Origin of the sequence: Streptomyces sp. URMC 124 (assembly GCF_051386455.1) — a bacterium.
In the GTDB taxonomy this organism is placed as follows: Bacteria; Actinomycetota; Actinomycetes; order Streptomycetales; family Streptomycetaceae; genus Streptomyces.
The window spans coordinates 1-8,211 of the sequence record NZ_JBPQTS010000227.1; the positions used below are offsets into that span (position 1 = coordinate 1).

The window sequence follows — 8,211 nt, forward strand, 5'->3', positions numbered from 1 at the left end:
CCCCCGCGCCGGGCCCCGAATACCTCGACGGCACCACCGACGAGACGGGCACTCAGCAGGCCCCCCGCCTCGACGAGGTGCCGCAGCAGCCGGGCACGTGGGACGCCCAGCCGCAGCCGCCGGCCGCCACGGCCTTCGTACCTCCCCAGGCCTCCGGCCCGGCCGCCCCCGCCGTTGACGTGCCGTCAGCCGCCCCGGAGCAGCCGGCCCCGCACCCCGCCGCCGAGCCGCAGGCGCCCTCCGGGGCGACGCCCTCGACCGGGCTCAGCGCCATCGACGCCGTGGTGGCCGCGGCCACCGGGCAGGTCCACGTACCGCCGAACGCCGTGGCCCAGCCGGCGCCCGCGCCCGCCACCCCCGCGGCCGAGCCCGCCCTCGCCGCCGAGCCGCTCGCCGCCGAGGCCGGCGTTGCCGACGCCGCTGCTGCGTCCCGGCCTGCGCCGGGTCCTGAGCCGCTTGCCGCGGAGGTGCCCGCTGCCGGCGCCGAGCCCCTCGCCGCCGAGGCCGGCGTTCCTGACGCCGCTGCCGCCGGCCAGGCCGCTGTCGTGTCCGAGCCCGCGCCGGCTGCCGAGCCGCTCGCTGCCGGGGCCGGCGTCGCCGCCGTCGATGTCGCCCCCGCCGACCAGGCCGTCGTGGCGTCCCGGCCCGCCCCGGGTGCTGAGCCGCTTGCAGCGGAGGTGCCCGCTGCCGACGCCGAGCCCCTCGCGGCCGAGGCCGTTCTTGCCGACGTCGCCCCGGCCGGGCAGGCCGCCGAGCCGCTCGCCACTGACGCTGCTGTCGTCGAAGCGGCCCCGGCCGATCAGGTTCCTGTCGCGCCCCAGCCCGTACCGGTCGCCGAGGTCCCCGCGGCCGATGCCGGGCAGCCCGGGCAGGCCATGGAAGCCACCGCGCCCGTCAGCGCCCCGGCACAGCCGGAGCCGGGCCCCGAGCAGGCCGTTCAGGCCGACCCGGACCAGGTCCCGGCCGAGGCCCCGCCGGCCCCGGCTGCCGAGCCGCTCGCCGCTGAGGTTCCCGCGGAGGCCGACGCAGGCCAGGCCGCGCAGGTCGCGGAAGCCACCGCGCCTGCCGAGGCCGCTGCCCCGGCCGGTGTGCCGCAGGCCCCGGTCGAGCAGGCCGCGGCTCCTGTTGACGCCCCGTCGGCAGACGCTGCCGCGGCCGTGGACGCCGCACCGGAGCAGGTCGCGGCTCCCGCGACGCCCGAGGGTGCACAGCCCGAGCAGCAGGCCGGCCCCGTAGCCGGGGCAGACGTACCCGCCGCTGCTCCGCAGGCCGCGCCCACCGCCGCGGCCGCGGCCGCGCCGGTGGCGGACGTCCAGCCCGAGCAGGCGGCCGCTTCCGTACCCGTGGCCGATGCCTCCGTCGTCGCGCCGCAGGCGGAGCAGGTCGCGGAAGCCGCGGCCGAAGCCGTGGCGGACGCACAGACCGCGCCGCAGGCCGAGCCCGCCCCCGCGGCCGCGCCGGAGGCCGTACAGCCCGTCTCCGCCGAGGCGGTGCAGGACGAGGCTCCCGCTGCTGCTCCGCAGCCGGAACCGGCCGCCGCCGGTGCCGTCGACGGGACCGGCCTCGTCGAGCCCGACGCCGCCCCCGTTCCGCAGCAGGAGCAGACCGCCGGCCCGGAGACGCCTTCCGCCGCGCCTGCCGGCGAACCGTCCGCCCCGCAGGCCCCGGCCGGCGAGCCGCAGGCCGAGCAGGCCGCCGTTCCCGGCACGGCAGCCGCCGAGGCCGCCGACGAGCAGTCCGCTGCGCAGGCCGCCCTCGCCGGCGAGCCGGAGCCCGGGCAGCCCGCCGCCGAGCCCGTAGGCGAGCCGTCCGCCCTGCAGGCCCCCGCCCCCGTTCCGCAGCCGGAGCAGACCGCCGGCCCGGAGACGCCTTCCGCCGCGCCTGCCGGAGAACAGCCCCCCTCGCAGGCCCCGGCCGGCGAGCCGCAGGACGAGCAGGCCACCGTTCTCGGCACGGCAGCCGCCGAGGCCGCCGACGAGCAGTCCGCTGCGCAGGCCGCCCCCGCCGGCGAGCCGGAGCCGGAGCAGCCCGCCGCCGAGCCCGTAGGCGAGCCGTCCGCCTCGCTGGTCCCCGCCGGCGAGCCGCAGGCCGAGCAGGCCGCCGTTCCCGGCGCGCCCGCCGCCGAGGCCGCTGCCGCCGACGGACCGCAGGCCACCGTCCCCAGCACGCCCGCCACCGAGCCGACCGCCCCGGTCGGCGAACCGTCCGCCCCGTCCGACCCGCACGCCCCCGCCGGCGTACCGCAGACCGAGCAGGCCATCATCTCCGATCCGCAGGCACCCGCGACCGAGGACGCAGCGCAGACCCCGGCGCCGGAGCAGACCGCAGCCGACCTGCCCGAACCGGCCGCCGCGGACGACGCGCAGCCGGACGCCCCCGCAGGCCCCCAGGTCCTCACCCCGCCCACCGCACCCGCGGCCCCGGAAGCGGTCGTCCCGGCGCCCCGCGCGGGCGAGCCCGGCACGGCGGCCGGGGAAGACGCCCCCGCCGGAGGAGCCGAGACCGAGGCGGCGCCCGAGGTCCCGGCCGCCGTGGGGTACGGCGACGCCGAGCGCGCGGCCGTGCACCGCGTGATGCGCGAGCGGCGCGACATCCGCAACGGATTCCGCACCGACCCCATCCCGCACGAGGTGCTGCTGCGCGTCCTGGAAGCCGCGCACACCGCGCCCAGCGTCGGGCACTCCCAGCCCTGGGACTTCGTCGTCATCCGTTCCGCGGAGACCCGGCAGGCCATGCACGAACTGGCCCAGCGCCAGCGCGACGCCTACGCCAAGTCGCTGCCGAAGGGCAGGGCCAAGCAGTTCAAGGAAATGAAGATCGAGGCGATCCTCGAGACGCCCGTCAACATCGTCGTCACCGCCGACCCCACCCGCGGCGGCCGCCACACCCTGGGCCGCCACACCCAGCCCCAGATGGCCCCGTACTCCTCCGCGCTGGCCGTCGAGAACCTGTGGCTCGCCGCCCGCGCCGAGGGCCTCGGCGTCGGCTGGGTCAGCTTCTTCGACGAGCGCGAGATGGTCCGCGCCCTCGGCCTGCCCGAGCACCTGGAGGTCGTGGCGTACCTCTGCGTCGGCTACGTCGACGAGTTCCCGGACGAGCCCGAGCTCATGCAGGCCGGCTGGTCCAAGCGCCGCCCGCTGTCGTGGGTCGTCCACGAGGAGGAGTACGGCCGCCGCGCCCTGCCCGGCGAGGAGCCGCACGACCTGCTCGCCGAGACCCTGCGCGGCATCCGCCCGCTGGACGCCAAGGCGCTCGGCGAGGCGTGGGAGCGCCAGAAGCGCATGACCAAGCCGTCCGGCGCGCTCGGCATGCTGGAGATCATCTCCGCGCAGCTGTGCGGCCTGTCGCGCAAGTGCCCGCCGCCGATCCCCGAGCCCGCCGCCGTCGCGATCTTCGCCGGTGACCACGGGGTCCACGCCCAGGGCGTCACGGCGTGGCCGCAGGAGGTCACCTCCCAGATGGTCGCCAACTTCCTGGGCGGCGGCGCCGTGTGCAACGCGTTCGCCAACCAGGTCGGCGCCGAGGTCTGCGTCGTGGACGTCGGCGTCGCGGGCGAACTGCCCAGCACCCCCGGCCTCCTCCCGCGCAAGGTCCGGGCCGGCACCGGCGACATCACCACCGGCCCGGCCATGACCCGCGAGGAGGCGATGCACGCCCTGGAGGTGGGCATCGAGACCGCCCGCGACCTGGTCGCCGCCGGCAACAAGGCGCTCCTGACCGGCGAGATGGGCATCGCCAACACCACCGTGTCGGCCGCCCTCATCTCCGTCTACACCGAGGCCGACCCGGCCGAGATCACCGGCCGCGGCACCGGCATCAACGACGAGATGCACGCCCGCAAGGTCGACGTGGTCCGGCGCGCCCTCGAACTGCACCGGCCCGATCCGAAGGACCCCATCGGCGTCCTCGCCGCGATCGGCGGCCTGGAGCACGCGGCGCTCGTCGGCCTGATCCTCGGCGGCGCGTCCCTGCGCACGCCGGTGATCCTCGACGGCGTGAGCGCCGGGGCCGCGGCCCTCGTGGCGCGCGCCATCGCCCCCGAGGCGCTCGCGGCCTGCATCGCGGGCCACCGCAGCGCGGAGCCGGGGCACGTCGCGGCGCTGACCAAGCTCGGCCTGCGCCCCCTGGTCGACCTCGACCTGCGCCTGGGCGAGGGCACGGGCGCGCTCCTGGCCCTGCCCATCGTGCAGAGCGCGGCCCGCGCCATGCACGAAGTGGCGACGTTCGACACGGCGGGCGTCACCGAGAAGGCCTGACGCCCGGCGAGGAGCCCCACGCGCCGCGGGCGCGTGGGGCTTTGCCACGCAAGCGCCCGTCCCACCCCGCCCCTCACCCCTCACCGCACCGTAGGGTGTCCCCACCAGCGCATTCGCCCGCCCACGAGGAGACCCGCACGCCCATGGCCGAGCACAACGCCGAGCACAACGAAGCCGTCGCCTACCCCGTCGGACTGCGCCTCGCCGGCCGCCGCGTCGTCGTCCTCGGCGGCGGCCAGGTCGCCCAGCGCCGGCTGCCCGCCCTGCTCGCCGCCGGCGCGGACGTCCTCCTCGTCTCCCCCTCCGCGACCCCCTCCGTCGAAGCGATGGCCGACGCGGGTGAAATGCGCTGGGAGCGGCGCCGCTACCGCGACGGCGACCTCGACGGCGCCTGGTACGCCCTGATCTCCACCGACGACCCCGAGGCCAACCAGGCGGCCTCCGCCGAGGCCGAGGCCCGCCGCGTGTGGGCCGTGCGCAGCGACGACGCGGACGCCGCCTCGGCCTGGACGCCCGCCACCGGCCGCAGCGAGGGCGTCACCGTCGCCGTGCTCACCGGCCGCGACCCCCGCCGCTCCGCCGCCCTGCGCGACGCCATCGTCGAGGCGCTGCGCGACGGCTCCCTGACGGCCCCGCACTTCCGCACCCACGCGGCGGGCGACGGCAGCAGCGGCACCGGCGACGGCACCGGTACCGCCACCGGACCGGGCCGCGTCGCCCTCGTCGGCGGCGGCCCCGGCGACCCCGACCTCATCACCGTGCGCGGCCGCCGCCTCCTCGCCCAGGCCGACGTCGTCATCGCCGACCGCCTCGGCCCCCGCGACCTCCTGGACGAGCTCCCCCCGCACGTCGAGGTCATCGACGCCGCGAAGATCCCGTACGGCCGGTTCATGGCGCAGGAAGCCATCAACAACGCCCTGATCGAGCACGCCCGGGCGGGCAAGTCGGTCGTGCGCCTCAAGGGCGGCGACCCCTTCGTCTTCGGCCGCGGCATGGAGGAGGCCCAGGCCCTCGCGGAGCACGGCATCCCGTGCACCGTCGTCCCCGGCATCTCCAGCACCATCAGCGTCCCCGGCGCCGCCGGGATCCCCGTCACCCACCGCGGCGTCGCGCACGAGTTCACGGTGGTCAGCGGCCACGTCGCCCCCGACGACCCGCGTTCGCTGGTCGACTGGGAAGCGGTCGCCAGGCTCCGCGGCACCCTCGTCCTGCTGATGTCCGTCGAGAACATCGGGGCCATCGCGGAGGTCCTCGTCCGTCACGGCCGCCCCGCCGGCACGCCGGTCGCGGTCGTCCAGGAGGGCACCACCGCCGCGCAGCGCCGCGTGGACGCGACGCTCGCCACCGTGGGCGAGCGCGTCGTGGCGGAAGGCATACGGCCTCCGGCGGTCATCGTCATCGGCGACGTCGTGACGATCGGCACGGACTCCGCATCCGGCCGCTGAAGCCCACCGCACCACCCCGCGACACAGACCCAGTACCGAGGGACCGAGTACCGAAGCCATGGCCGACATCATCACCATCGACGACCCCGACGACCCGCGTCTGCACGACTACACGGGCCTGACCGACGTCGAGCTGCGCCGCCGCCGGGAACCCGCCGAGGGGCTCTTCATCGCCGAGGGCGAGAAGGTCATCCGGCGGGCCCGCCACGCCGGGTACGCGATGCGCTCGATGCTGCTGTCCGCCAAGTGGGTCGACGTCATGCGCGACGTCATCGACGAGGCCCCGGCGCCCGTCTACGCCGTGAGCCCCGACCTCGCCGAGCGGGTGACGGGCTATCACGTGCACCGCGGTGCGCTCGCCTCCATGCAGCGCAAGCCGCTGCCGTCGGCCGCGGACCTGCTGCGGAGCACGCGCCGCGTGGCCGTGATGGAGGCGGTCAACGACCACACGAACATCGGGGCGATCTTCCGCAGCGCGGCGGCCCTCGGCATGGACGCGGTCCTGCTCTCCCCGGACTGCGCGGACCCGCTCTACCGGCGCTCGGTGAAGGTGTCCATGGGCGCCGTCTTCTCCGTGCCCTACGCGCGTCTGGAGACCTGGCCGCGCGACCTGGAGACCGTGCGGGAGGCGGGCTTCCGGATCCTGGCCCTCACTCCGGACGAGAAGGCCACGTCCATCGACGCGGCGGCCCCGCACCGGCTGGAGCGGGTCGCCCTCATGCTCGGCGCGGAGGGCGAAGGCCTGTCCACGCGCGCGTTGATGGCGGCGGACGAGTGGGTGCGCATCCCCATGGCCCACGGGATCGACTCCCTGAACGTGGGCGCGGCGGCGGCCGTGTCGTTCTACGCGGTGACGGCGGGGCGCCCGCAGGACTGAGGGCGCTCAGAGCCGCTCGGAGCGGTTCCGGGTGCGGCCCGGCGCCGTTCCGGGCGGTTCACTCCGTTCCGGGCGGTTCAGCGCCCTTCCGGCACCCCGTCCGCACCCGCGTCGGGAACCTGCCGTTCCTGGCGGGAGACGACCGGCGCCTGCGGCAGCCCGTCCGTGTTCCGCTCCGGCCCCTGGCAGCCCTGCGCCACGGCGATGCCCAGCGCCACCAGCAGCGTCACCACGACGAAGACGGTCAGCCGCTGCCGCAGCAGCCGCGGGTCCGGCGCCGGCCGCCGGGCCCCGGAGTTCGTACGGGCAGCGGATTGCCCGCCGCGCCGGTTTGCCGCGCCCCTGCCGGACTGCCCGCCCCCGGCGGCACCGTTCGCCCGGCCCGGGCGCGCAGCCGGCCGCCGACCGGGCTCGGGCCGCCCCTGCGGGGCGTGCGGACGCGGCGCGGGAGCCTTGATCGTGGGCCGTTCGGTGCGCTGTTCCGCGTAGTCCGCGGCCCGGCGGCCCGAGGGCCGTTCGGGATCGCGCCGTGCCAGGGGGCTGCGTCCCTCGGAGAGGCCCTGCGCCTCGCGGGCGGCGATCTCCTTGAGCCGCAGCGACAGCTGCAGCGTGCTCGGCCGCTCCTCGGGGTCCTTGGCCAGGCACGCGTGGATGAGCGGCGCCAGGGCGTCCGGTACGGCCATGAGCTGCGGTTCTTCGTGGACGACGCGGTAGAGCATGACCTCCGAACTGCCCTGGCCGAAGGGCGAGTCCGCAGTCGAGGCGTACGCGAGGGTCGCGCCGAGGGCGAAGACGTCCGTGGCGGGGGTCACCGCGGCGCCCCGGACCTGCTCGGGAGCGAGGAAGCCGGGCGAGCCGACCGCGGTGCCCACGTGGGTCAGGGTGCTCGCGCCGGTCGCCCACGCGATGCCGAAGTCGATGATGCGCGGGCCCTTGGGGGACAGCAGGATGTTCGAGGGCTTGAGGTCCCGGTGGACCACGCCCGCGTCGTGCACCGCGAGCAGGCCTTCGGCCAACGCCGCCCCGATGGAGGCGGTCTGAGCCGCCGACAGCGGCCCTTCCTCGTTCACCTTGTCGTGCAGCGAGGGGCCCGGGACGTACTGCGTCGCGAACCACGGGCGGTCCGCGTCCAGGTCGGCGGCCACCAGCCGCGCCGTACAGCCGCCGCGGATGCGCCGCGCCGCCTGCACCTCGCGCGCGAAGCGCGAGCGGAACTCCTGGTCCTCGGCGAGGTCCGGCCGGATCACCTTCAGCGCCACGCGCTGCCCGCGCCGGTCGGAGCCGAGGTACACCACGCCCATGCCGCCCGCGCCGAGCCGGCGGTGAAGCCGGAACGAGCCGACGACACGCGGGTCCTCGCGCCGGAGCCGCATCATCGCCATCTTCATCCCCGCTGCCCGGTCCGTCTGACGTGGCACAGCTTACGGATTGACGGGCGGGCGCGCTGATAGGCCGCGCATGCGTCGGCGAGTGGATTGCCCGCACCCGGCGCGGGCGGCGGGCCGCGGGCCCCGGGCGGCGGTCGCGCACCCCCGGCGCGGGGGACCGGCGCCAAGGGGCCGTGGGCGAGGGCGGGTTGGGGCCGCGCCCGGTCCGGAGCCCCTCGTTCCTGCAGAGGCGGGAGGGGCTGCTG

At 77.1% G+C, this 8,211-nt stretch carries 4 protein-coding genes; 3 read left to right on the forward strand and 1 reads right to left on the reverse strand.

Annotated elements, in window-relative coordinates:
- Positions 1 to 467 precede the first annotated feature (467 nt).
- From cobT to ACSNOG_RS30620, 3 genes are all read left to right on the forward strand, one after another.
- A complete protein-coding gene (cobT, locus tag ACSNOG_RS30610; protein ID WP_436755965.1) occupies positions 468 to 4,256 on the forward strand; it encodes a nicotinate-nucleotide--dimethylbenzimidazole phosphoribosyltransferase in 3,789 nt (1,262 codons plus the stop codon).
- A gap of 143 nt (positions 4,257 to 4,399) precedes the next feature.
- A complete protein-coding gene (gene cobA / locus ACSNOG_RS30615; protein ID WP_436755963.1) occupies positions 4,400 to 5,701 on the forward strand; it encodes a uroporphyrinogen-III C-methyltransferase in 1,302 nt (433 codons plus the stop codon).
- 58 nt (positions 5,702 to 5,759) lie between these two features.
- Positions 5,760 to 6,578 (forward strand): TrmH family RNA methyltransferase, encoded by an 819-nt coding sequence (locus ACSNOG_RS30620; RefSeq protein ID WP_436755964.1) that lies wholly within the window; start codon positions 5,760 to 5,762, stop codon positions 6,576 to 6,578.
- Between the two features lie 77 nt (positions 6,579 to 6,655).
- Here ACSNOG_RS30620 and ACSNOG_RS30625 read toward each other — a convergent pair whose 3' ends face one another.
- Positions 6,656 to 7,960 (reverse strand): serine/threonine-protein kinase, encoded by a 1,305-nt coding sequence (locus ACSNOG_RS30625; RefSeq protein ID WP_436755966.1) that lies wholly within the window; start codon positions 7,958 to 7,960, stop codon positions 6,656 to 6,658.
- Positions 7,961 to 8,211 lie beyond the last annotated feature (251 nt).